1 protein-coding gene and 1 pseudogene are annotated in these 2,532 nt (G+C 72.6%); both read right to left on the bottom strand.

The features are described 5' to 3' along the window. Positions 1-2,001, bottom strand: a 2,001-nt coding sequence (locus tag IJH84_RS06880; RefSeq protein WP_367268975.1) for an EAL domain-containing protein, incomplete at its 3' end; no start/stop codon positions are given. A gap of 86 nt (positions 2,002-2,087) precedes the next feature. Beyond that, positions 2,088-2,532, bottom strand: a pseudogene (locus IJH84_RS06875) (hypothetical protein); the annotation flags it as partial.

Here is a 2,532-nt window from a genome sequence, read left to right as displayed (position 1 = left end):
GCCCGGTTGCGGCTGCGGTACGTGCGGATTCCCGCCCGGCGCGGACGGTGGACGAGCGGGCCCGTCCGGCATGGAGGACTGCGGCCCCGGCTTCGCGGCGGGGGGTGCGCTGGACGGCTGCGGACGATCCGCGTGGTTCGCAGCGCCGGGAGCACCGCGCGTGCCGTCCGGCGCAGCGGCTCGACCCGCATCGTTCCCGGCCGCGTTCGCAACGGCGTCCTGCGCGTTGCGGGCGGTTTGCTGGACGGCTTCGCGCTCGGCGTCCGGGCGCTGCGCCGGGCTTCGCCCGCCCGGGCCCTGCGCAGCGCCCTTGCCGCGCAGCACGTCCACGTGCTGCGACCCGGGCCGGGACATCACCCAGCTCGAGCCGCTCAGCGCCTTGGCCTCCCGCTTGAGCGGGGCCAGCAGCCGGGACACCTCGTCGTAGCTGGTCACCGTGCTCTGCGTGCACACCAGCGTGGCCAGCGAGAGGCTCACCGGCACGCCACCGGCGTCCCGCTCGGGATCCAGCAGCAGCTCGGCGAGCGGCACGAGGTCGTCGAGATCGGCGACCAGCAGGAAGTCGTCGCCACCGACATGACCCACCCGAACCGAAGGCATCGAGGTGGACGCGTCGGTGAGCCCGCGCCCGATCGCGCGGATCAGGTCATCGCCCGCGGAGAACCCGACGGTGTCGTTGACCGTCTTGAACCCGTCGATGTCCAGCCAGCTCACCCCGAACACCTCACCGGCGGCGATCCGCCGGGTCACGTCGCGGGCGATGGCGTCGCTGCCGGGCAGCCGGGTCAGCGGGTTGAGCGCGGCGGCCTCCTCCACCTTCAGGTCCGCCATACCGCGGATGAGGTGCCCGGCGCGCACCGCGCCGAGGCAGCGCCCCGACTCGTCGACGACGATCGCGTCGTCGTACATGCGGTACTGATCGGAGCGGGTGACCAGGCTCAACGCTTCCATCGCGGTGGTCGCGGTGGTGACCACGCGGGGTTCGTCGGCCAGCCGGGACGCGGGCCGCTTGGCGTGCAGCGCGTGCCCGTAAGGGCCGGTGACCGCGAGCAGGAAGCGGTTGCGGTCGATGGTGAACTGCGGCCGGTTGTGCTCGTCGACCAGCACCACGCCGCTGATCTCCGAGTGGTCGGCCAGCACCCCGCGGACCGTGTCGGCGGTGGCGTCCACCGAAAGCAGCGTGGCAGGCGACAGGAACTCGGTGACTCGCGGGCCGGCGGCCAGGGTGTTGCGCGGCTGCCCGGTCGGGTCGGTGACCTCGGCGGCCACCCCGGGCACCGTGATCGTCGTCGGGGGCCGCCGTGCGGGCGGGGCGAGCAGGTTGCCCTGCACCAGCCGCACTCCGTTGCGCCGCAGCACGCTGAGCTGCCGGTCGTTCTCGACGCCTTCAGCGATCAGGTCGGAACCGGTCGCCTCGCACAGGTGCCGAACCGACTCCAGCACCGCCTGCCGCGGCTGCGAGTCCGGCAGGTCGTCGAGCACGCCCCGGTCCAGCTTCACCGTGCCCGGGTCCATGTCGGCGATCAGGGTCAGCGGGACGTCGCCCTGGCCGACCCCGTCCATCGCGATCTGGAAGCCTTCCGCGCGCAGCGACCGCACCCCGTGCAGCAGCTGTTCGGGGTCGAGCCGGGCGAACGGCGGGCCGATCTCCAAGGTGATCTCGTGTTCCCGGCGGCCCACTTCCCGCAGCCGCTCGCGGAGCTCGTCCAGCCGGGACAGGTCGTGCGTGACCGTGCCGCCGAACAGGTTCAGGTGCAGCGGCAGCAGCGTCTCGTGCTCGGCCGCCGCGCCCAGTGCCGAGCAGGCCAGCGCCACGTCCAGCTCGGTGAGCTTGCGCTCGCGCGCGGCCTCCCGGAACAGATCATGCACGTTTCCGGCGGTGGGCCGGGCGAGCGCTTCCACCGCCACGATCCCACCGGTCTTGACGTTGATCATGGGCTGGAACGCGAAGCGCACTCCGTTCGCCAGCGCGAGCACGCCGTCGATGTTGCCTGCACTCATGGTGCTCCATCGAGCGGATTCACGACCTGTTCACCGACATCTCAGCTGCTCCTCGTCCGAGGGCGACAGGGTTGCCGCAGCACAACCTAGCGCGACTCGCACGCCACCAGCACCCATCCCGCGCCGCCGCTGTGGGCACCAACACAGCAGCGCAGGACCGTTCGCCGGTTGCACCGGACCGCGTTGCCGAGCGGTTCCCGCAGGTAGTCGCCCTGCTGCGGGCGGTGTAAACGTGTACCGCAGATCGGCGCAGCGCGGGTCAGCTTCCGCCGAAGCCGTGCTGAGCGTCGCCCCCAGCCCGGGCCGAAGCCGCCCGCGATCAGCCGCCGCCGGATCGGCCAGGGCGCCCGCCGGAACAGCGCGCTCATCGTCGCGACCGTGCCCGCCGGGTCGTGGTCGGCGGCCAGGAACGCCGCTTGCTGCTGCTCGTCCAGGGAGAAGAAGACTTCGAAGAACTCCGGTACCAGCTCGGGCGGGAACTGCAGCAGCGAGCGCAGCGCGCGCCTGCGCAATGCGTGCGTGGCCGCGGCG

It is taken from the genome of Saccharopolyspora sp. (genome assembly GCF_017434145.1).
In the GTDB taxonomy this organism is placed as follows: domain Bacteria; phylum Actinomycetota; class Actinomycetes; order Mycobacteriales; family Pseudonocardiaceae; genus Saccharopolyspora_C; species Saccharopolyspora_C galaxeae.
Note: the sequence above shows the minus strand (reverse complement) of the source record. Positions and strands in the feature narration are given on the sequence as shown.